This window comes from Polymorphobacter sp. (assembly GCF_048007885.1).
Taxonomy (GTDB): Bacteria; Pseudomonadota; Alphaproteobacteria; order Sphingomonadales; family Sphingomonadaceae; genus Sandarakinorhabdus.
The window spans coordinates 632,073-653,939 of sequence record NZ_CP180346.1; the positions used below are offsets into that span (position 1 = coordinate 632,073).

Consider the following 21,867-nt stretch of genomic DNA (forward strand, 5'->3'; position numbering starts at 1 on the left):
CCCCAAAAACTCTCGTGATGGCGCTTCGAAAGCCGAACGCCTTGTGTTGATTGGTCTTGCCGATCATCCCTTGATCGCGCCTGCAAACAGCGCGACCGCCTTGCGGATGATCGTGTCAGCGGTCGGAAACGACGCCCGCATCGTTGCCATGCCATGGATCAGCCCGGCCGCCTCGATGAAATGCGTCTCCACGCCCAGCGCCGCCACAGCACCTGCCAGCGCCCGGCCCTGATCGCGCAGCGGGTCGAGCCCGGCGGTCACGATCACCGCTGGCGGCAGGCTCGCCGGCAGCGGATGCAGCAGCGGCGATGCCGCCTTGCCGCCCGCATCGGCGGCGTTGGGCAGATAATCGTCGATGAACCGGTCCATCAGCTTGCGGTCGAGCACAAAGCCCTCGGCAAAGTCCTTGTAGGAGCCGCCCTCCGGGCTGGTGCAATCCACCAGCGGATAGATCAGCAGCTGCGCCGACACCGCGCCCGCCGGCATCTCGCTGGCGACATAAAGCGCCAGATTGCCGCCGGCGCTGTCCCCGGCCACAGCCAGGCCCGTCACCGGCGCTTCCAGCTCGTCCGGGCCGCCCGCCACGAAATGCGCCGCTGCCATGCAGTCGTCATGCGCGGCCGGATAAGGATGCTCCGGCGCCAGCCGATAGTCGACCGCCACCACGCGCAAGCCCGTCTGGGCGGCAATCAGCGAACAGACCGGCGAATGGGTATCAAGGTCGCCGATCACCCAGCCGCCGCCGTGCATGTAGAGAATGACCGGACCAGCCGCAGCCGCGCCCGGAAAATAGGCCCGCAGCCGAACGCCGCCATGGCTGAAGTCGCGCGTCCGCACCCCGGCCTCGACCGGCACATCGAACAGCGCGCCCAGCTGCAGATAGGTGGCGCGCATCTCTTCGGCCGTCATGTCAGCCAGATGCGGCCCCTCCTGCGCGGCAAGGCCAGCCAACACAGCTGCGGTTTCAGGCAGCACAAAGGGTTCACCCATGTCTCGCATTCCTTGTTCCGATAACCATGGCAGCGCGCCCCACGCCACGAACGCACGTCGACAAAGACTGTGTCATACGTGCAACACTGCCTTGTGAAGCAGCCGGCGCTGCTGCGGTAAGTTTATGGAAATCATCGATTTCCCCCCTGTTATATTATTTATTTATTCACCCATCGTGCTGGCTTTCCAATGATTGCGCCATGACGCAATCTGCCAACTTATTGACACAAGCGGCCAACCCTCGTTAGCGCTAGGGCAAATATAACACACTTATCGGGGAGGGTAGCATCATGGACACCAATGCACTTTATGCGTCGCTGCCTGACCTCAGCGCGCGCATCATGCGAAGCGCGCTGGTCAGTGAGTTCAAGGTCGATTGGGAAAGCTTCTGCCGCAGCAATTCCATCCGGCCCGTGCTGCTCGACGATCGGTCCACGGAGCTGCTCGCCAAGGAAGAGATCATGCTCCAGCAGGGCTTCGCCGACTGCACGGCGAACACGCCCAGCTCTGGTTCAATGTCGGCCTGCGCTACCGGGCGATCAAATATGGCGCCATGGGCCTCGCCATGATGACCGCGCAGACGCTCGGCGAGGCGCTGCGCATCGCCTGCCGCTACCAGTCGCTCACCTATTCGCTGATCGACTACCGTCTCGAAATCGCCCCCAATGGTGCCTGCGCCCTCATCGGCACATTGGGTGACCAGCTGCCGCATCTTCATGCCTTCACCCAGCACCGCGACCTGGGCGCCGTCAGAACCCTGATTGCCGATCTGATGGGCGGCGACCTGCCGCTGGCCCGCGTCACCGTCAGCGCGCCGCCGCCGCCCAACTGGGCCGAGCTGCGCCACTATTTTCCCTGTCCGGTAGAGTTCAACGCCGACCAGACGCAGTGGATCTTCCTGCCCGGCGCCGCCCGGCTGCCGCTGCCGCTGGCCGACAATGATCTGCAGATGCTCTACTGCGCGCGCTGCGACCATGTGCTCGGCCGCGCCAATGCGCCCGATACCCTCAAGGAGCGGCTGGCCGACCTGCTCCGCAAGAGCGACGGTGCCATGCTCAGCGCCAGCGAGGCGGCGCGCGCCTTCGCCATGTCGGAACGCACGCTCCACCGCCGCCTCGCTGATGAAGGCACGCGCTTTTCCGCCATGGTCGACGAGGCGCGCTACGACCGCGCCCGCCGCCTGCTGCAGGACCGCCGCATGACCGTCGAGGGCATCGCCTTTGCCGTCGGCTTCGCCGAGCCCTCCAGCTTCTCCCGCGCCTTCAAGCGCTGGGCCGGCATGGGCGCCCTCGAATATCGCCGGCGCAACCAGACGCGCGACTACGCGATCCTCAGCGATAGGAAAATTCCGGCCCGTCCAGATCAATGGCCGGAAGCTCTTCCTCCCGCCAATAATCCTGCGTGTGCCGCCATTCCGGCAGGTCGCCGAGCCGCTTGGGCATCTTGTCCATGTCGCGCACCAGATAGCCGGGGTTGAAATTGTCATCCTCGATCCACGGCGTCAGCGGCTGGTCGGCCAGGGCCTCGGGCACCACGATCTCGACCTCGCCGGCCTGCTTCGCCTCCATCTGCTTCAGCAGCCGGCAGACGAAATCGCCCACCAGATCGACCCGCAAGGTCCAGGCGGCGCGAAAATAGCCGAACACCCAGATCATGTTGGGCACGCCCGCAAACATCATCCCGCGATAGGTCGGCGTCTGCGACCAGTCGACCGCCTTGCCATCGACCTCGAACGTGATCCCGCCCATCACCAGCAGCTTGAAGCCGGTGGCCGCCACCACAATGTCGGCCTTCAGTTCTTCGCCCGAAGCCAGCTTGATCCCGTCGGCCGTGAAGTGATCGATCGTGTCGGTCACCGCCGAAACCTTGCCGGCGCGGATATGCTTGAACATGTCGCCGTCAGGAACGAATGCCAGCCGCTGTTGCCACGGGCGGTATCGCGGCGTGAAATGCGGCTCAAACTCAAAGTCAGGGCCAGCATATTCCCGGATCATCGCCTTCAGCTCTTCAAACACCATGTCAGGCTCTTCGCGAGACCTGCGATCGAGCGCCTTGCCCAACGCCAGATAATCAAGCCGGACGCAGCGATGCACCGTCTCCTCATCAACGCCGATCTCACGCAGCTTGTCAGCGAGGTCGCTACGGTTGGGATAGCAGAAGAAATAGGTCGGCGACCGCTGGAGCATGGTCACATGTGCAGCCTTGTCCGCCATCGCCGGAATCACCGTCGCCGCCGTCGCGCCCGATCCGATCACCACCACCTTCTTGCCGGCATAATCGATCGTCTCGTCCCATTTCTGGGCATGGACGAGCAGGCCCTTGTAAGTCTCCATCCCCGGCCACTTGGGCAGATAGGGGTTCTCATGGTCGTAATAGCCCTGGCACATCCACAGAAAATTGGCGCTGTAGGTCTGCCCCGGCTTGCCGTCACGGGTCCGGGTCTCCACGGTCCAGCGCTTGTCCGTGCTCGACCATGAGCAGCGGGTGATCACGGTGCCGAAGCGGATCGCCTTGTCCAGACCATTGTCCGCCACCACGGCGCGCAGATATTTGTTGATCTCCTCGGCCGTGGCAATCGGCGGCCCAACCCAGGGCTTGAACCGGTAGCCAAAGGTGTAAAGGTCGCTGTCCGAACGGGCGCCGGGATAACGGTGAGTATGCCAGGTGCCGCCGATATCGTCCTTCGCCTCCAGCATCAGGAAGCTCTTGTCCGGGCACTGGGTCTTCAGGTGATAGGCGCTGCCGATCCCCGAAATGCCCGCGCCCACGATCAGCACATCAACGGCCTCCACATCCTGAGCCTGCTGCTGCGCCTGTCTTTCCATCACCTCGGCCATGGACATCTCCCCTTTCATCTTCTGGGCTGAAAACGGCCGCGCCCGGCAACTGCCAAGACACAACCCACACTTCCGCGCGCGCATGGTCGCCTGTGCCTGCGCGCCGGGCAACGTCGCCATCTGCCAACAATCTGGCATCTTCTGCCAAAGCACCGCCAATCGCGCCCGATTGTCGCTGCCACCGGGCATCCAGAGCCCGGATGGAACATCGACGGGACGAACAAATCTCATAATATAACAGCAGGTTGATGCCCGTTCTGAAGATCGGAAGACGACCCTTTCGACCCGTTTCGGGGCCATCGAAACGGGTCTCCTCACACAATTAGCTGCTTGCCGACGCCGCGTGGTTCGCGCATTCTCCGGTCAAAATAACAACAGCTCATTCTTCAACATTTGCGGAGGATCAACATGCGGATTGTCAAGGGTTCCAGTGTGCTTGCGATGGCGGTGGCGCTTTGGGCGCTGCCCGTCGGTCAGGGCGATGCAGCCACCACCATGCCGATGGCCAAGGTCGATGCCGCGCGGCTCATGGGTGCCGCCGCCGAGCCGGCCAACTGGATGACGCACGGCGGCACCTATGCCGAGCAGCGCTTCGCCAATCTCGACCAGATCAACACCGCCAATGTCAGCAAGCTCGGCCTCGCCTGGAGCTATGAATATGACACCAACCGCGGTCAGGAAGCCACGCCGCTGGTCATCGACGGCGTCATGTACACCACCACCGCCTGGTCCAAGGTCATCGCCCTCGATGCCGTCACCGGCAAGGAACTCTGGTCCTATGATCCCGAAGTCCCCAAGGATCGCGGCCATGCCGCCTGCTGCGATGTCGTCAACCGCGGCGTTGCCGCCTGGAACGGCACGCTGTTCCTCGGCGCCCTCGATGGCCGGCTGATCGCGCTCGATGCCGCCACCGGCAAGGTCAAATGGTCGACCGTCACCCTCGACCAGTCCAAGCCCTACACGATCACCGGCGCCCCGCGCGTGGTCAAGGGCAAGGTCATCATCGGCAATGGCGGCGCCGAGCTTGGCGTGCGCGGCTATGTGTCTGCCTATGACGTTGAAACCGGCAAGAAGCTCTGGCGTTTCTACACCGTCCCCGGTGACCCGGCGAAGGGCCCGGACGGCGAAGTCTCCGATGCCATCCTCAAGGCCATGGCCGACCCGACCTGGGACGGCAAGTTCTGGGAAGCCGGCGGCGGCGGCACCGTCTGGGATGCCATCGTCTATGATCAGGAGCTCGACCAGCTCTACATCGGCGTCGGCAACGGCAGCCCCTGGAACCACCAGATCCGCTCCAACGGCAAGGGCGACAATCTCTTCCTCTCGTCGGTCGTGGCGCTCAACCCCAACACCGGCGAATATCTCTGGCACTATCAGGGCACACCCGGGGACACTTGGGACTTCACCCAGACCCAGCCGATCATGCTCGCCACGCTGCCCATCGACGGCAAGCCGCGCAAGGTGCTGATGCAGGCACCCAAGAACGGCTTCTTCTACGTCGTCGACCGGGAAACCGGCAAGCTGATCTCGGCCGAAGGCTTTGTCCCGCAAACCTGGACCAGCGGCGTCGACATGAAGACCGGCCGGCCCATCGAAGTCGCCGGGCAGCGCTATCCGGACAAGACCACCGCGCTGGTCTCGCCCTCGGCGCTGGGCGCGCACAACTGGCATCCGATGGCCTTCAGCCCCAAGACCGGGCTGGTCTATCTGCCCGCACAGGAAATCCCCGGCGCCTATCAGACCGACACCGGCTACAACCATAAGCCCGGCGCCTGGAACCTCGCGGTCGCCTGGGCACTCAATGCCCCCACCAACAGCCTCGAAGCCACCCGCGCGACGCGGGCCCTGCTCAAGGGCCAGCTGGTCGCCTGGGATCCGGTCAAGCAGAAGGAAGCCTGGCGCGTCCAGTATGACGGCCCGTGGAACGGCGGCGCGCTGGCCACCGCCGGCAACCTCGTGTTCCAGGGCAATGCCCGGGGCAAGTTCCAGGCCTTTGATGCCACCAACGGCAAGCGGCTCTGGTCGTTCGACGCCCCGAGCGGCATCGGCGCCGGCCCGGTCAGCTACATGGTCGGTGACACGCAATATGTCGCCGTCTCGGTCGGCTATGGCGGCGCCTGGGGCATGGCCGGCGGGCTTCCCGATGGTCCGCAGCGCATCCAGCCCAATGGCCGCATGCTGGTCTTCAAGCTGGGCGGCACCGAAACGCTGCCCAAATACGTTTCGCCCGAGCTGGCGCCGCCGAACCCGCCAAGCGAGACCTTCACCGCCCAGCAGATCGCCATGGGCAAGGACATCTACGAAGGCAATTGCGGCATCTGCCACGGCGGCGGCGCGCGGTCGTCCGGCCTCGTCCCCGATCTGCGCCGCGCCTCGGCGCTCGCCGACAAGACCCTCTGGTCCGAAGTCGTGCACGGCGGCATCCTGCGCGACCAAGGCATGGTCAGCTTCGCCAAATGGTTCTCGCAGGACGAGATCGAAGCCGTGCGCGCCTATGTCGGCGAACAGGCCCGCTTCCTCGCCAGCGACGAAGGCCAGAAGCTCGCGGCCGAAGGCGCACTGGGCTACTGAGCCTCACCTGCCAGGCCGGCAAATGAATGCGGCTGCGAGGGATCGTCTCCCCCGCAGCCGCTTTCTGATGATATGCTCATCGCCATGAGCACGCCGCCCCGCCGCATCGCCGACATCATCGCCCGCGCGGCCGCTCCGGACCCGGTCCCGACCGCCATCGTCCACCCCTGTGACGCCCATGCACTCGGCGGCGCCCTTGAGGCCGCCCGCGCCGGCCTGATCCTGCCGGTGCTCGTCGGCCCCGAAATCAAGATCCGCGCCGCCGCTGAAGAAGCCGGCCTCGACATCACGCCCTTCGAGCTGGTCGCCGTCGAACACAGCCACGCCGCCGCCGACGAAGCCTGCCGCCTTGTCCGTGCCGGGCGCGTGGCGGCCGTCATGAAGGGCAGCCTGCACACCGACGAGCTGCTTGCCGCGGTCGTCAACGCAGACAGCGGGCTGCGCACCGACCGGCGCATGAGCCATGTCTTCATCTTCGAAGTGCCCGATTATCCACGCCTGCTGCTGGTCTCCGATGCCGCGATCAACATCGCGCCTGATCTCGCCACCAAGAAGGACATCGTCCAGAATGCCATCGACTGCGCGCTGGCACTCGGCATCGAGGCCCCGGGCGTCGCCGTGCTTGCCGCAGTCGAGACGGTGCATCCCGCCATGCCGGCCACCATCGATGCCGCAGCGCTGTCCAAGATGGCGCAGCGCGGCCAGATCGTCGGCGCCACCGTCGATGGTCCGCTGGCCTTCGACAATGCCATTTCGCCCGACGCCAAGGCCGCCAAGCACATCGTCTCCGAGGTCGCCGGCCGCGCCGATGTGCTGATCGCGCCCGATATCGAGGCCGGCAACATGCTCGCCAAGCAGCTCACCTATTTCTCCGGCGCGCTCTCGGCCGGCATCGTCGTCGGCGCGCGCGTGCCGATCGTGCTCACCAGCCGCGCCGACGATGAGGCAACCAGACTCGCGTCATGCGCCGCCGCGCTGCTGCTGGCGCGCCACAAGAGGCTGAAGCCGCCGCAATGAGCCCGCGCCTGCTGGTCCTCAACGCCGGCTCGTCGAGCCTCAAGTTCGCCGTCTTCGAGGGCGATGCCCGCCTCGCCAGCGGCAATCTCTCGCGCATCGGAACCGAGCCCCGGCTCGCGCTCCGCCTCGGCAGCGCGCCGCCCGAAACCCGGTCCGTTGCCGCCGCTGATCTGCCGGCCGCAGCCGCCCATGTCCTCGATACGCTCGCCGCCGAAAGGCTGCTCGAAGGCGTGGTCGCCGTCGGCCACCGCATTGTCCATGGCGGCGCGCAATTCTCCGCGCCCGCCCGGCTCGATGACAGCGTGCTTGCCCAGCTCGAAACCCTGGTGCCGCTTGCCCCCCTGCATCAGCCGCACAATCTCGCCATCGTCCGCTTCACCATGGCCCGGCTCCTCGGAGCGGCGCAGGTGGGCTGCTTCGACACCGCCTTCCACGCCGCCCGCCCCCGCCTCGACAAGCTTTACGCCCTGCCGCGCGCGCTCAGCGACGCCGGCATCATCGCCTATGGCTTTCACGGCCTGTCCTATGCCCATATCGCCGGGCGCCTGCGCGCGCTCCATGGCCCCGAGGCCGGCGGCCGCGCCATCGTCGCCCATCTCGGCAGCGGCGCCAGCCTCTGCGCCATGAAGAACGGCGCGAGCGTCGCCACCACCATGGGCTTTTCCGCCCTCGACGGTCTGGTCATGGGCAGCCGCTGCGGCGCCATCGATCCCGGCGTCCTGCTCCACCTGCTCGACAGCGGCGGCATGGACAGCGCCGCGCTCAGCGATCTGCTCTACAATCGTTCCGGCCTGCTCGGCGTCTCCGGCCTGTCGGCCGACATGCAGACGCTGCTCACCAGTGACAGTCCCGCCGCAGCCGAGGCCATCGACCTGTTCATCGCCAGCATCACCCGCCACATCGGCGCGCTCGCCGCCGCGCTCGGCGGCCTCGACACGTTGGTCTTCACCGCAGGCGTGGGCGAAAACGCCCCCGAAATCCGCCAGCGAGTGGGGCAGGGGGCCGCCTGGCTCGGCGCCGTCATCGACGAGGCCGCCAACGCCGCCGGCGCCCTCGACATCGCCGCCCCGGCCTCGCGCCTCGCCGTCCTCGTCATCCCCACCGACGAAGAGCTGGCCATCGCCGACGGGGTCAACGCCGTCCTCGGCGCCTCTCCCGCATCATGAGCCGGATGTGCTTCTCGGCCTCCAGCAGCGCGAAGAACAGCGCACCAACGGCCACGATCAGCAGCCCGTCCTGAAGCGATACCGCCTCGGTCCCCAAAATCCCCTGCAGCGGCGGCAGATAGGTCACGGCAAATTGCGCCGCCGTCACCACCATCACCACCACCCAGATCACCTTCGTGCCGCGCACCGCCGCCCAGGTCAGCGAGGTGCCATGAATGTTGCGGATGAAGAACAGGTGAAAAATCTCCAGCACCACCAGCATGTTCATCGCCATCGTCTGCGCCACCTCAAGGTCATGGCCCAGGCTGATGGCAAAGCGGAAGACCCCGAACACCGCCCCCAGAAACAGCAGCGACACAAATACCACATGCCAGACCAGCGTCGCTGACAGGATCGGCGCATCGCGCGCCCGCGGCGGCCGCTTCATGGTCGCCGCCTCGGTCGGCTCAAAGGCCAGCGCCAGGCCCAGCGTCACCTCGGTGATCAGATTGACCCACAGAATCTGCACCGCCGTCACCGGCAGCGCCAACCCTGACAGCAGCGCCAGCACCAGCACCAGCGCTTCCCCCGCGCTCGTCGGCAGGGTGAAGCTGATCACCTTCTGCAGATTGTCATAGACCCTCCGCCCCTCGCGCACGGCGGCCGCAATAGTGGCAAAATTATCGTCCGCCAGCACCAGATCAGCCGCCTCCCTGGTCGCCGCCGACCCCTTCAGTCCCATCGCCACGCCGACGTCCGCCCGCTTCAGCGCCGGCGCATCATTCACCCCGTCCCCCGTCATCGCCACGGACAGGCCATGCGCCTGCAAGGCCGTGACCAGCCGCAGCTTGTCCTCCGGGCTGGTCCGGGCAAACACGTCAACCCTCATCACCTCGCGCGCCAGCGCCGCATCGTCCAGCGCATCGAGATCGCGGCCGGTCAACACCCGGTCGGGCGTCGCCAGCCCGATCTCGGCGGCAATGGCAGCCGCCGTTCCGGCATGGTCGCCGGTGATCATCTTCACCCTGATGCCCGCCGCCCGGCAGGCCGCCACCGCCGCCACCGCTTCCGGGCGCGGCGGGTCGATCAGCCCGACCAGCCCGAGCAGGCGAAGCCCGCCCTCCAGCGCCTCTTGTTTGATCTTCGGGCCGTCGCCGTCCCGCGCCGCCAGCGCCAGCACCCGCAGCCCGCGGCTGGCCATCGCATCCGCCCGCGCCGTCCAGTCGGCCACATCCACGTCGCCGCACATCGCCAGCACGCGCTCGGGCGCGCCTTTCACAAACAGGGTCCGCCCGCCGCCACGCGCGCAGAGCACGGCCATGAACCGCGTCCGGCTGTCGAAGGGCACGGCGTCGCAGCGTTCGCCCGCAAAATCGCCGCCCACCTTGCCGGCAAAGGCCAGCAGCGCACCCTCCATCGGGTCGCCCGTCACCGCCCATACGCCGGCCTCGCAGGCCAGCGTCGCATCATTGCAAAGCGCCGCCGCCTCGGCGAGCCGGCCGAGGTCGCCCGCCGGCGTGATCACCCCCTCGGGCGCATAGCCGTCGCCGCCGACCCGAAACCGCCCCTCGGGCGTCTCGACGGCGGCCACCATCATCTCGCTTCTGGTCAGCGTGCCAGTCTTGTCGGTGCAGATCACCGACACCGAGCCGATCGCTTCAATCGCCGGCAGCCGCCGCACAATGGCGTTGCGGCCCGCCATGGCCTGCGCCCCGATCGCCAGCGTGATGCTCATCACCGCCGGCAGCCCCTCGGGGATAGCCGCCACCGCCAGCCCGACAACGACCATGAACAGATCGCCAAACGCCATCCGGCTGACGAAATGCCCATAGGCCAGCAGCAGCGCCGAGACGGCGAGAATCAACACCGAAAGCCTGCGCGCAAACACGTCCATCTGCTGCACCAGCGGCGTCTTCAACGTCTCGACGCCCGCCAGCAGCCCGCCGATCCGTCCGATCTGCGTCGCAGCCCCGGTCGCCACCACCAGCCCGGTCACTGTGCCCTGCGTCACCAGCGTGCCCGACCAGAGCATCGAGGCCCGGTCGCCAATCAAAGCCTCGCGCGCCACCGCCGCGCTGCCTTTCTCCACCGGCACCGACTCGCCGGTCAGGATCGCCTCCTGCGCGGCCAGCGCATTCGCCTCGATGATCCGCAGGTCGGCCGGCACCTTGTCACCGGCCTCCAGCACAACCACATCGCCCCGCACCAGCCCGGCCCCGTCAACACGCAGCCGCAAGCCAGCGCGGATCACCGTGGCCTGCGGCGCCAGCAGGGCGCGAATGGCGCGCATCGCCGCCTCCGCCTTGCCCTCTTGCACAACGCCGATCGCCGCATTGACCAGCACCACGGCCAAAATCACCCCGGTATCGATCCAATGGCCCAGCAGCGCCGTCACCGCCGCCGCCGCCAGCAGCACAAAGATCAGCACATTCCCGAACTGCGCCAGAAACCGCCGGAATGGCCCGTGCACCGCCGTCTCGGGCAGCCGGTTCGGCCCCTCTGCCGCAAGCCGCCGCGCCGCTTCGTCCGCGCCCAGCCCGTCAGGCCCACTGTCCAGCGCCGCCAGACAATCCTCAGCGCTCAGCGCGTGCGGATCCTTCAGGGCCATCACCTCAACATCCCGGTCCTCAGTGTCTGGCCCGCTTGTAGCTTTCCAATATGGCGCTCATCCGCGCCAGCGCCTCGCGCCGCGCTGCTGCATCGTCAATCGCCCGCAGCCGCGCCTTCAGGGCGGTGGCAAAATCGGCATAGTCATTCTGCCAATCCCCCTCAAGCGCCGCCAGAATGTCCTCGCGCCCGGTCTGCAGCCGCCTGGCCGGCGCGCCCGCCGGCAGGGCATAAGCCTCGCCGATCAGCGGCAGCAGCACATGGCTTGCCAGATGCCGCTCTTCGGCCGCCGCCTTCAGCGCCGCGCGCCCCGCCGCCTCGCCGTGGCTCAGGAACAGGCTGCCCGCAATCGGCGCGCGCCCCTTGATCCAGTCGAGCAGCGACGCCTTGTCGGCATGCGCCGAATAACAGTCGAGTCGGCGGATCTCGGCCCTGACCACCACGTCCCGCCCCGAAATCCGCACCCGCTTCGCGCCTTCCAGAATCGTCCGCCCCAGCGTGCCACCGGCCTGATAGCCCACAAACAGCACCGTCGACTGGCGGCTGCCCAGATGATGGCGCAGATGATGCCTGATCCGCCCGCCTTCGCACATGCCCGAGGCGGCCATGATGATCGCCCCCTTCACCTTGTTGAGCCGCATCGATTCGGCCACGCTCGCGACATAATGAAAGGCCGGATTGTCGAAGATCTCGCCGCCGCTCACATCTTCGAGCTCGTCCGCGTGCTGTGCAAAAATCTCGGTCGCCCGGCTCGCCAGCGGCGAATCGATGAACACATAGGGCTTGTCGATCCGCCGCTCGGCAATCAGCGTGGCGATATCGAGCAACAGCTCCTGCGTGCGCTCCAGCGCAAACACCGGGATCAGCAGATTGCCGCCGCGCCCCAGCGCCGCCTTGATCTCTGCCTCCAGCAACCGCCGCCGCCCCGCCTTGTCGATATCGGCCCGGTCCCGGTCGCCGTAGGTGCTCTCGCAAATCACATGGTCAAGCCTGTGCGGCGCCTGCGGGTCGGGGTGAAAGCTCTTGTGCTCCGGCCCCAGATCGCCCGACGCCAGCAGCCGCACCCCACCCACCTCCAACTCCACCGAGGCCGAGCCCAGGATATGCCCGGCGTTCCACAGCCGCACCCGAAAACCGGGCGCGGGCTCGAACCACTCGCCTAGCGCGCGCGGGTGCAGCGCATCCAGCGCCGCCACTGCATCCGCCTCGGTATAAATGGGCTCGACCGGCGGCTCGTCGGCGCGGTCGGGCCGCCGGTTGCGCCGCTCGGCCTCATGCTCATGGATCCGCCCCGAATCCGGCCACATGTGACGCAGCAGGTCGCGCGTCGCATGGGTGGCATGCACCCGCCCGGCAAAGCCCTCCGCCACAAGCCGCGGCACCAGCCCGCTATGGTCGATATGCGCATGGGTCAGAATGATCGCGTCAATCTCGGCCGGCTTGAAGGGCAGGGGGCCAAAGTTCAGCGCCTCGATCGTGCGCGGCCCCTGAAACAGCCCGCAATCCACCAGAATCCGCCGCCCACCAAAGCGGATCTCCATGCACGAGCCGGTCACCGTGCCCGCCGCCCCATGAAATCCGATCGTCGGTGCGTTCATGGCGCCAGTCTTTCCTGAGTCAAGGCAGCCGCCAGCGCCGGCGCCAGTGAAATCCGCGCGCCCGGCCCGGCCACGCTGTCGGTCGCCAGCAGCGGCGCAATCCCCGCCGCCGCCAGCCGCGCCAGGTCCGCCGGCCCTGACAGGCAATGCGTCACCGCCGCCATCACCGGCCCCGCCCCCGCCCGGCGCAACACATCAGCGCAGGCAATCAGCGTGCCCCCGCTCGAAATCATGTCATCCACCAGCACCACCGGCCGCCCGGCCGCGCGCGCGGCGCCTTCAATCTCCAGCGTCACCTCGCGGTCGCCGTGCCGCACCTTCTCGCCCACCAGCATCTCCAGCCCCAGCGGCCCGGCAATCGCCGCCGCCCAGGGCCGCGATTCGGCGTCCGGCCCCACCAGCAGCATATCGGGCGTCACCAGCGATGCCAGCGCTCCGGCCAACACCCCCGCGCCCGACACATTCACCGCCCGGCACCCCGGCACCACCAGATCAAGCCGCGGCGTGCGATGCAGATGCGGGTCCACCGTCACCAGCGCATCGAACGCGTCGGCCAGCAGCGCGCCCACCACCTTCTGCGACACCGCCTCGCCGGGCGCAAAGGCCTTGTCCTGCCGCATATAACCCAGATAGGGCGCGACCAGAATCACCTCCGCCGCGCCGCCATCGCGCAGCGCCGAAGCCGCCAGAAACAGCTCCACCAGCTTCACATTCGGGTCATCCAGGGTGCGAAAGACCAGCGCCTGCCGGCCCGGCTCCATCACCCGCACCAGGCTCTCGCCCTCGGGAAAATGCCGCAGCGCAATGGGCCGCGCCGCAATCCCCAGCGCGTCCGCCAGCGCGCGGCCCGGCCCTTCGCCATCCGGAAAATAGTGCAACACCGCGCTCATGCCATCACCCGGTAGCCGCTGGCATCATCAGCCATCGCCCGGGCATAGCTGAGGCCCGTGTCATGCACGGCATGAATCCGGTAAAGCGGCGCCCCGGCCGTCACCACATCGCCCACCTTGCAAAACAGGTCGATGCCCGCCCCCTTGTCCATCGGCGCGCCGGCCAGCCGGGCAATGCGCGCAATCCGGTGGCAATCAATGGCGCTCACCCGCCCGGCGCGCGGCGCGCACACTTCATGATGCAGCGCCCCCAGCGTCGCCACCGCGGGCGGCGGTCCCTGCGCCGCCATCAGCCGCTCCATCGCCGCCAGCGCCGCGCCTGAAGCGAGCAGCTCGGCCGCCCGCGCCCGGCCCTGGCCGCCGCGCAGCTCCGGATCAAAATCGAGCACATGGCCAGCCAGCAGCAGCGCATGGTCGCGCAGATCTGCCGGCGCATCCGCCTCGCCGCGCAGCACCGCCATCACGTCGCGCGCCTCCAGCACCGGGCCAATCCCGCGCCCCACAGGCTGACTGCCATCGCTCATCACCACATCGATCACCAGCCCAAGGCTGCCCGCCACATGCTCAAACAGCTTGCGCAGCCGCACTGCCTCGCTGCTGCTGCGCACCTTGGCCGTCGGCCCCATCGGGAAATCGAGCACCAGATGCGTCACGCCTGCGGCCAGCTTCTTCGACAGGATCGAGGCCACCATCTGGTCGGGCGTGTCGATGCGCAGCGGCCGCTCGACCGAAATCAATATGTCATCCGCCGGTGACAGGTTGACCCGCCCGCCCCAGGCCAGCACCGCCTTCTCGCGCGCCACAATCTCGTTCATCCGCGCCAGCGAGAGGTCGACATTGGCCAGAACCTCCATCGTGTCCGCCGTCCCCGAAGGCGAGGTGATCGCCCGCGACGAGGTCTTGGGAATGAACAGGCCGTGCGCCGCCACGATCGGCACCACGATCATCGAGGTACGGTTGCCCGGAATGCCGCCGATGCAATGCTTGTCCACCACCAGCGGCTGCTCCCAGCACAGCCGCGCGCCCACCTCGGCCATGGCGCGGGTCAGCGCAAGCGTCTCGGCCGTGCTCATGAAGCCGGCACAGGCCACCAGAAAGGCCGCAATCTCCATCGGCGAATAGAGATGGCGCGAAATATCATTGATGATCGACGCGATCTCGCCCGCCGCCAGCGTCTCCCCGCCAATCTTGCGGCGCACCATGTCAAGGCTGGCCGGCGGCTGCGCCTGCGCCACCGCCACCTCGCTGCCTTCGGCCAGCCCGAGCCGGCGAAAGGCCTGCGCCCCCAGCCCGATCTCCCCCGGCTCCAGCAGGGACGGGTCATCCAGCACAGCCAGCGTCGCCTGAATGCTGGCGTCGCCCCGGCTGATCTCAATCTTGCGCAGCGCCAGAAACCGCTCGGCCCCATAATCGCCGCCGCCACGCGGCAAAAACGCCATATTCTCGGGCGCGGTATCAATGGCGATGGCGCGGATTCGAAACATGAGCTCGGGCGGCAGCATAGCACCATAACCGCGCGCCGCCCCAAGCCTTTGTCCCTAGCCCGCTTGCCAAGCCGAAGGGCGGATGAAACACTCGGGCGTCCCATCAGGAACCCCCCGTGCCGCGCATCGCCACGCTCACCCTCAATCCGGCCATCGACGCCTCGGGCGAGACCGAAGCCGTCATCCACACCGCCAAGCTGCGCACCACCAGCCTGCGCCACGCGCCGGGCGGCGGCGGCCTCAACGTCGCCCAAGTGCTGACCCGCCTCGGTGCGGGCTGCGAGGCGCTTTATCTGGCCGGCGGCATCACCGGCCCGGTACTCCAAGGCCTGCTCGACCGCGCCGGGCACCAGCACCGCGCCCTCGACATCGCCGGTGACACACGCATCAGCCTCAACATCACCGAGCACAGCACCGGCCATGAATATCGCTTTGTCCCCGAAGGCCCGCTGGTCAGCGCCGCCGAAGCGGAGGACGTTCTGGCCGAGGTCGCCGCCCTTGAAGCCGACTGGCTGGTCCTCAGCGGCTCGCTGCCGCGCGGTCTCCCCGATGATTTCTACGCCGCCATCATCAAGGCCGCCCGCGCCCGTCAGATCGCCGTGGTGCTTGACACATCAGGTCCCCCGCTCATGGCCGCACTCGCCGCCGGCGGCATTCGTCTGGTCAAGCCCAATCTCGCCGAGCTGGCGCAGGTCGCCGGCCACCCGCTCGAAACCGACGCCGACATCCTCGCAGCCGCCCGCGCCATCGTCGATAAGGGCTGCGCCCAGTCGGTCGCCGTCAGCATGGGCGACGCAGGCGCGCTGCTCGTCGAAGCCGGGCACAGCCTCCGCCTGCCGGCCATCCCGGTGAGCCCAAAAAGCGCGGTCGGCGCCGGGGACAGTTTCGTCGCCGCCATGACTTCTCGGCCTCGCCCATGGCTGGCCCAGCGACCAGGCCCTGCGCCTCGGCCTCGCCGCCGGCACCGCCGCCATCCTCACCCCGGGCACAGACCTCTGCCACCGCGCCGATGTCGCGCGTCTGGCCGCCACCCTCGGCCTCTCCGCGCTGCCCTGAGGCTCGCAAAAATGCCGCTTCCCATGTTCGCGGCCATCACCTAACCCTTGAAAAACAAAAATGCAGCGCGGGGAGGCCATGGCTCAGGATTTTGCCCAGGTCGCGACATTCGCGCGGTTGAGCGCAGCGGCACGCACCGCGCTGCGCCAGGCCGCCACGCTGCAAGGCGTCAAGGGCGGCGATTATCTCGTCCATGAAGGCGAGCCGGCGGACACCCTCTATCTCGTCGCCACCGGCCGCTTCTATGTCCAGCGCACCGGCGGCCCGGTCATCGCCGAGATCGAGGCCGGCGAGCCCATTGGCGAGCTCGCCTTCTTCTCCGGCGGCACCCGCACCGCGGATGTCCGCGCCATGCGCGACAGCACCGTCTTCGCGCTCAGCCGCAGCGCCTATGAACAGGTCTCGGCCGCCCACCGCGATATCGCCGACGGCATTCTCGCCGATGTCGCCCGCCGGCTCGCCCGCACCACCCGCGCGCTCGGGGAGGGGGGCGCGATGGCGGCAAAGCCCGGCCGCGTCATCGCCATGCTGCCCGCCGCCGGCACCGCGCTCCCGCCGGGCCTCGTCGAGCGGCTGGCCTCGGCGCTTGCTCGCCACGACCGCACCCGCCTTGTCAGAGAGCATGAGATACCGCACGGTATGGATCTGGAAAATCAGGCGTTCGGCAACTGGATCGCCGACCTCGAAGCCAGCGCCGATCGGATCATCATGTGCGCTGGCCATCATGATGGCTGGAACCGCGCCATCGCCCGCAATGCCGATGACCTGCTGCTCACCGCGCCCCTTCACCCAAAGGGCGGCGCCCCCGCCGACGACATCATCGCCTGCTCTGCCCTCGAAGACCATGCCATCGGGCTCTTCCTGCCCGAAAACCGCGCGCTCATCCTCTGGCGCGCCGACAGCCGCCAGCCCATCGCCGGCGCGGCCCGCTGGCTCGCCCGCCGCCCGGTCAAGCTGCATCATCACCTCGCCCTTGATGACGAAGCCGGCGTCCAGCGCATCGCCCGCTTCATGGCCGGCCGCGCCAATGGCGTCGTGCTGGCGGGCGGCGGCGCGCAGGGCTGTGCCCATCTCGGCGTCATGCAGGCCCTTGTTGAAAACGACATCCCCATCGATTTCTACGGCGGCGCCAGCGCCGGCGCTGCCATGGGCGCCGCACTTGCCAGCGGGCTCTCGGCTGAAGACACGCTCGGCCAGATGCACGAGATGTTCGTCACCAACCGGGCGATGAAGCGGATGACCGTGCCCGTCCATTCCTTCCTCGATCCGCGCGTGTTCGACGCCCAGCTGCGCGCGCGCTACGGCGAGAAGGACCTCGCCGACCTGCCGTTCAACTTCCTTGCCGTCTCCACCAACCTCTCCACCAATCAGGTCCATGTCCATCGCCGCGGCCCCGTCTGGGAGGCGGTGCGCGCGTCCGGCGCCTTGCCCGCCATCCTGCCGCCCTTCATCACCGCTGAAGGCGATGTCCTTGTCGACGGCGGCCTGCTCGACAATCTCCCCGTCGAGGTGATGCGCGCCGCCAAGGCCGGCCCCAATGTCGTCGTCGCGCTGGCGCCCGATCCCGGCGCGCCCTGGCGCATCGCGGCGCGCAACAGCGACGTCCGCACCCCCGGCCAGCTCGCCCGCGACCTGCTGCTCCGCCGCAAGCCCGACATCCCGTTCCCCAGTCTCATCGAGATCATGTCCCGCTCGATGATCGTCGCCAGCGAAGCCGCGGTCGAACATGCGCTGGCACAGGCCGATGCCCTGCTCATCCCGCCCCTCCCTCAGGGCATGCAGCTCCTCGACTGGCACCTCGGCCGCGAAGCCGCCGAAGCCGCTCACCGCTTCACCACTCACGCCGTCGCCACCCGCGCCGACCTCGCTGCCATGAAGGCACCGGCAAGCTAGAACCGGCCAGACAGACAGGCCCCGGCTTGTCTCCAGGCGCAGCTTGCCCTATCCGCCGCGCTCTTGCTTTCTCGGGGCCTGTTTCATGGACCAATCGCTCGCGGCGCTGGGCAACCCGGCCGTATTGTTCTTCCTGCTGGGCGCGCTCGCCGCCTTTGCCCGCTCCGATCTGGCGGTCCCCGATGCCGTGGCCAAGGGCCTGTCCATCTTCCTGATGATGTCCATCGGCCTGCGCGGCGGGGTCGAGGTGGCTCATGTCGGGCTCGGCTCGGCCGTGGCCACAGCCGCGGCTCTGGGGCTGGGCCTGTCGGCGCTGCTGCCCTTTCCCGCTTTTCTGGCGCTGCGCCGCATCGGCCGGCAGGATATCGTCAACGCCGCCGCCATCGCCGGCCATTATGGCTCGGTCAGCGTCGTCACCTTCGTCACCGGCCATGATATCCTGATCGGCCGCGGCCTCGCGCCGGCCGGCTATATGGTCGCGGTCGTCGCGCTCATGGAAACGCCTGCCATCGTCTCGGCGCTGCTGCTCGCCAACCGCGCGCGCGGCCCTGAAAGCCCCGGCTCGCCGCTCTCTGATCTGCTGCGCGAAGTGCTGGTCAATGGCTCGGTGGTTCTGCTGGCCGGCAGCTTCGTCATCGGCATGATCATCGGCGATGCCGGCTTCAAGCCCATCGCGCCGCTGTTCGACGGGCTGTTCAAGGGCGCGCTCTGCCTGTTCCTTCTCGACATGGGGCTGGTCGCCGCCCGCCGCCTCATCGACGCCCGTCTGCTCACCCCCGCGCTGGCGGCGCTTGGCGTGGCGCTGCCACTCGTCCAGGGGGCCATCGGCGTGAGCATCGCCACAGCTCTCGGCTTCGCGCCGGGCACAGCAGCGGAGTTCGGCATCCTTGCCGCCTCGGCCTCCTACATCGCCGTGCCCGCCGCCATGCGCCTCGCGCTTCCGGCCGCCGATCCCGGCCGCTATCTCACAATGAGCCTTGGCATCACCTTTCCGTTCAATATCATCATCGGCATCGCGCTCTACACCAGCCTCGCGCTGGCCCTGGCCTGAGGAGCTTTCATGCTCACCTTCTCCCAAATCCGCATCGAAATCCTGCTCGACGGGCCGCTGGTGCCGCGCATCACCGCGCTTGCCGAAGCCGCCGGCATCGAGCGCTACATGCTGATCAGCACGCTGGGCGGGCTTGCCGCCGAAGGCCGCTGGCGCCGTGATGAAGTCACCGGCACCACCGCCAAGCAGCTGTTTGTCGCCACCATCGCCGAGCCCGACGCCGAGCGGCTGCTGACGGCGCTGTCGCCCTTCATCGCCAGCCACGGGCTCCAGCTCGTCGCCACGCCGGCAGCGCGCCTCTCCGGCTGAAGCTCAGCCCAGCGCCGCGATCGCGCTCAACACCCCGCTGCTCGCCGCCGCCTCCATGCCGCGCTGATCGGGCGAGCAATGCTCGCCGGCAAAGAACAGCCGGCCAAAGGGCGTCGCCAGCTCCGGGCCGAGCGTGCGCGGCTGCCCCGGTGCATGAATGGCCCAGGCCCCGCCCGCATAGGGGTCTTCCATCCAGGCCTGATAGTGATGCGCTGTCAGCAGCCCGCGCGCCGCCGGCCGCAGCGCCTCGATCGCCGCCACCGTGCTCGCCATCGCGCCGTCCGCCCCCATCGCCCGCCAGCGCCGCGCCAGCGCGCCGCGCCCATGCACGGCAAAGCCATTGATCGGCTGCTTCGGGTCCTCGCCAAAGGGCGCCGCCAACACCCAGCCCGCGTCTCCATTGGTCCACATGCCGGGGCTCTCGCCGTCCTCCAGCCAGAAGGGTCTCCGCGCGGTCACGAACACGATCGAGATCGCCTGATAGCCAAGCGTTGCCACAGCCGCCGCCTTGGCCGGCGGCAGCGGCGGATCAAAGGCAATCCCCCTCAGCGCCGGCAGCGGCGCCGATACGATCACCCGCTCAGCGCTCAGTGTCCGCCCGCGCGCCGTGCGCACCGTCACCCCGCCCGCCGTCTGGTTCACTGCCAAAACCGGCTCACCCAGCTGCACCGGCTCTGAAAGCCTCGCCGACAGCCCTTCCGGCAGCCGCTGGTTGCCGCCCTTCACCGCATATTGGCTGCTGCCCATGGTCCGCTGCCGCGCCAGCCAGCCCTGAATGAAGCCGATGTGCAGGATCGACGCTTCGGCGGCCGAATTGCCATAGGCCGGCGAGGTATCCCAAGCGAGCCGGATCGCGGCGTCTGAAAAGCCCTTGCCCGCCAGCCACTGCGCCACCGAGCCATCGGGCGTCGGGTCGGCCGGGTCGATCCAGGCTTCCAGGTTCGCCACCATCGGATGATCGGCCACCGCCCGCAGCCCCGCCTCATAGGGAAAATATTGCCGAAACGCCGGCGGCAACGGATTGTCCGGATGCGTCGGCCAGGCCTCCCGGCTGATCGTCTGGCCGTTCACCACCAGCAGCTGCGGCGGGCTGCGCCGCAACATCGGCGTGATATCCTCCATCTCCACCCCCGCCGCGGCGGCCGCGCTCAGCGCCGCACCATAGCCATCGGCGAAGGTATTGGCCCCTGCCTCGGGCCGCCCCGGCACATTGTCGAGCGTGAACATGCGCCCGCCAATCCGCTCGCGCGCCTCCAGCACCAGCACCCGCGCACCCTGCGCCTCGGCCGTCAGCGCCGCATTCAGCCCCGAAAGGCCAGCCCCGATCACGATCAGGTCAAAGTCCGTCCGGCGCGCCTGCGCCCTGAGCGGCGTGGCAAAAGCCGCCGCAGCCCCCAGAAAAAACCGACGGGAAAGCATCACAAAACCCCTTTCATCGCGGGAAAACCAATGTCCCCGACGCTGCCCCAGCCCATCGATTTTGGCAAATCAGAGCCCGGTTCTGGCCTTCAGCGCCTGCCGGTAGGAGCGGCTGACCGGAACCGATAGCCCGCCCGGCGTTTCCAGCGTCAGCCGGCTGCCCTCGCGCCGGTGCCCGGCAATCGCCGCAGTCGCAATCCAGTAGCTGCGATGCACCTGCACCCCGTCGATGCCGGCGGCCGCCATGTCGCGAATGGCATCGCCCAGCCGATAAAGCACCATCGCCTCACCCGCCGCCGTCACCACCCTGAGATAATGTTCGGCCGCCACCAGCACCTGCACATCGCGCCCGATCCGCGCCGGCAACCGCCCGAAAACCCCCGTGTCCGCCATCGCAGGCAGCCGCGCTGCGCCCATGTCCGAAGCCGGTGCCGCGACCCGCGCCGACCCCGGCCAGCACAAGACATCGAAACGAAACATCAGGAAAAAGAACAGGCCCATCACAGGAAAGTTGATGATTCCCAAAAGGTTGCCCTGAAGAAACGGCAATATCGTCGCCAACGGCTCGCCAAATTGCTCATAGCGCATGTTGCCATGCGGCAAGCCGAACAGCATCTTGCGCCCGATATAGAGCGGCTCCAGCAGGAAGGAGGACATCGTCGGCGCCAGCAGCAGCAGGGCAGGGCGGGCCAGCGCCGGCCAGAGCCGTTTCAGCGCGCCGCCGATCAGCCCATAAAGCCACCAGCTCGGCAGCACCCCCGACAGCACGAACAGCAGTGCATCAAAACGGCCGAGCTGCTTGGCGCTGCCCGCCTGCGACCAGCCCAGCAGCAGCCCAATGAACAGCGGCAGCGCCAGCCAGAAGATCAGCCACAGCAACCGCCCATTGCGCCGCGCCAGCGCCTCCGCCTCCTCATGCGGCGCCGCCGCAGCCAAAGCTGCATTTCGCGCTTCGTCAGCGGCACTGGCGAAAAAAGGACCGGGCGTGGATGCCATTCAT

The 21,867-nt window shown here is 67.9% G+C and carries 16 protein-coding genes and 1 pseudogene; 9 read left to right on the forward strand and 8 right to left on the reverse strand.

All coding sequences use genetic code 11. The annotated features are described in order from the left end of the window. Positions 1-63: 63 nt before the first annotated feature. Entirely contained in the window at positions 64-990 is a 927-nt protein-coding gene (locus ACMVO5_RS03120) for an alpha/beta hydrolase (protein WP_416908621.1), read from the reverse strand. A gap of 290 nt (positions 991-1,280) precedes the next feature. On the opposite strand from ACMVO5_RS03120, the gene ACMVO5_RS03125 reads away from it, so the two are divergent. Then, complete coding sequence (locus ACMVO5_RS03125; RefSeq protein ID WP_416908622.1) at positions 1,281-1,559, forward strand: hypothetical protein; 279 nt, start codon at positions 1,281-1,283, stop codon at positions 1,557-1,559. Then, positions 1,559-2,239: pseudogene (locus ACMVO5_RS03130) on the forward strand (AraC family transcriptional regulator ligand-binding domain-containing protein); the annotation flags it as partial. The gene ACMVO5_RS03125 and the pseudogene ACMVO5_RS03130, both read left to right, overlap by 1 nt. An 82-nt stretch (positions 2,240-2,321) precedes the next feature. On the opposite strand, the gene ACMVO5_RS03135 reads toward ACMVO5_RS03130, so the two are convergent. Further along, positions 2,322-3,827 carry a flavin-containing monooxygenase gene (locus ACMVO5_RS03135; protein WP_416908623.1) on the reverse strand — a complete coding sequence of 502 codons (1,506 nt, stop codon included), beginning with the start codon at positions 3,825-3,827 and terminating at the stop codon, positions 2,322-2,324. 408 nt (positions 3,828-4,235) lie between these two features. Here ACMVO5_RS03135 and ACMVO5_RS03140 point away from each other — a divergent pair, with 408 nt between their 5' ends. The 3 genes from ACMVO5_RS03140 (at position 4,236) to ACMVO5_RS03150 (ending at position 8,581) form a co-directional block, all read left to right on the forward strand. Further along, the gene (locus tag ACMVO5_RS03140; RefSeq protein ID WP_416908624.1) at positions 4,236-6,398 is read left to right on the forward strand and encodes a PQQ-dependent dehydrogenase, methanol/ethanol family; all 2,163 of its coding nucleotides are present in this window, start codon (positions 4,236-4,238) and stop codon (positions 6,396-6,398) included. 84 nt (positions 6,399-6,482) lie between these two features. Continuing rightward, positions 6,483-7,415 (forward strand): bifunctional enoyl-CoA hydratase/phosphate acetyltransferase, encoded by a 933-nt coding sequence (locus ACMVO5_RS03145; protein WP_416908625.1) that lies wholly within the window; start codon positions 6,483-6,485, stop codon positions 7,413-7,415. Beyond that, positions 7,412-8,581: an acetate/propionate family kinase gene (locus ACMVO5_RS03150; protein ID WP_416908626.1), complete on the forward strand. Its 1,170-nt coding sequence runs from the start codon at positions 7,412-7,414 to the stop codon at positions 8,579-8,581. Before ACMVO5_RS03145 ends, ACMVO5_RS03150 begins: the two co-directional genes overlap by 4 nt. On the opposite strand, the gene ACMVO5_RS03155 is transcribed toward ACMVO5_RS03150, so the two are convergent. From ACMVO5_RS03155 to ACMVO5_RS03170, 4 genes are read right to left on the reverse strand one after another with little or no spacing between them, the layout of a single operon-like run. Next, on the reverse strand, positions 8,547-11,168 hold the full coding sequence (locus tag ACMVO5_RS03155; RefSeq protein WP_416909288.1) for an HAD-IC family P-type ATPase: 2,622 nt from the start codon (positions 11,166-11,168) through the stop codon (positions 8,547-8,549). The genes ACMVO5_RS03150 and ACMVO5_RS03155 overlap by 35 nt on opposite strands. A gap of 19 nt (positions 11,169-11,187) precedes the next feature. Then, positions 11,188-12,765, reverse strand: a complete 1,578-nt coding sequence (locus ACMVO5_RS03160) for an MBL fold metallo-hydrolase (protein WP_416908627.1) — start codon at positions 12,763-12,765, stop codon at positions 11,188-11,190. Next, complete coding sequence (gene prs, locus ACMVO5_RS03165) at positions 12,762-13,655, reverse strand: ribose-phosphate diphosphokinase (protein WP_416908628.1); 894 nt, start codon at positions 13,653-13,655, stop codon at positions 12,762-12,764. The genes ACMVO5_RS03160 and prs overlap by 4 nt, the downstream gene beginning before the upstream one ends. Continuing rightward, positions 13,652-15,157 carry a thymidine phosphorylase family protein gene (locus ACMVO5_RS03170; RefSeq protein ID WP_416908629.1) on the reverse strand — a complete coding sequence of 502 codons (1,506 nt, stop codon included), beginning with the start codon at positions 15,155-15,157 and terminating at the stop codon, positions 13,652-13,654. Before ACMVO5_RS03170 ends, prs begins: the two co-directional genes overlap by 4 nt. Positions 15,158-15,255: 98 nt before the next feature. On the opposite strand from ACMVO5_RS03170, the gene ACMVO5_RS03175 reads away from it, so the two are divergent. The 4 genes from ACMVO5_RS03175 to ACMVO5_RS03190 all read left to right on the forward strand — a co-directional run bounded on the left by ACMVO5_RS03175 (position 15,256) and on the right by ACMVO5_RS03190 (position 19,448). Further along, entirely contained in the window at positions 15,256-16,239 is a 984-nt protein-coding gene (locus ACMVO5_RS03175) for a 1-phosphofructokinase family hexose kinase (RefSeq protein ID WP_416908630.1), read from the forward strand. 34 nt (positions 16,240-16,273) lie between these two features. Continuing rightward, positions 16,274-18,088 (forward strand): patatin-like phospholipase family protein, encoded by a 1,815-nt coding sequence (locus ACMVO5_RS03180; protein ID WP_416908631.1) that lies wholly within the window; start codon positions 16,274-16,276, stop codon positions 18,086-18,088. An 85-nt stretch (positions 18,089-18,173) separates the two neighbouring features. Continuing rightward, on the forward strand, positions 18,174-19,139 hold the full coding sequence (locus ACMVO5_RS03185; protein WP_416908632.1) for a sodium-dependent bicarbonate transport family permease: 966 nt from the start codon (positions 18,174-18,176) through the stop codon (positions 19,137-19,139). A 9-nt stretch (positions 19,140-19,148) separates the two neighbouring features. Next, entirely contained in the window at positions 19,149-19,448 is a 300-nt protein-coding gene (locus tag ACMVO5_RS03190) for a hypothetical protein (RefSeq protein WP_416908633.1), read from the forward strand. A gap of 3 nt (positions 19,449-19,451) precedes the next feature. Here the strand turns inward: ACMVO5_RS03190 and ACMVO5_RS03195 are convergent, their stop codons facing one another. Next, positions 19,452-20,867 (reverse strand): flavin monoamine oxidase family protein, encoded by a 1,416-nt coding sequence (locus ACMVO5_RS03195; RefSeq protein WP_416908634.1) that lies wholly within the window; start codon positions 20,865-20,867, stop codon positions 19,452-19,454. A 69-nt stretch (positions 20,868-20,936) separates the two neighbouring features. Beyond that, entirely contained in the window at positions 20,937-21,803 is an 867-nt protein-coding gene (locus tag ACMVO5_RS03200) for a LytTR family DNA-binding domain-containing protein (RefSeq protein WP_416908635.1), read from the reverse strand. Between the last annotated feature and the right edge of the window lie 64 nt (positions 21,804-21,867).